Origin of the sequence: Paraburkholderia sp. SIMBA_027 (assembly GCF_046535315.1) — a bacterium.
GTDB classification, from domain to species: Bacteria; Pseudomonadota; Gammaproteobacteria; order Burkholderiales; family Burkholderiaceae; genus Paraburkholderia; species Paraburkholderia tropica.
The window spans coordinates 1-252 of record NZ_JAWRWY010001173.1; the positions used below are offsets into that span (position 1 = coordinate 1).

At 68.7% G+C, this 252-nt stretch carries 1 protein-coding gene; it reads right to left on the reverse strand.

What is annotated here, in order from left to right; all coding sequences use genetic code 11:
* Positions 1 to 252: ABC transporter permease (locus SB764_RS42840; RefSeq protein ID WP_410867156.1), on the reverse strand; the 252-nt coding region annotated here is incomplete at both ends.

The following is a 252-nucleotide window of genomic DNA, read 5'->3' on the forward strand; positions in this document are numbered from 1 at the left end:
GGCGCGGTCGGCGGCACGCCCACGCCCAGGAACGACAGCGTGGCTTCGGTGATGATGGCGATGGCCAGGTGGATGGTGGCGATCACCAGCACCGGTCCCATCACGTTGGGCAGGATGTGGCGGCGCAGGATGGTGACCGGGCCGATGCCGATCAGGCGCGCCGCCTGCACGTATTCCTTGTTGCGTTCCACCAGCGTCGAGCCGCGCACCGTGCGCGCGTACTGCACCCAGCCCGATATGCCGATGGCGAAG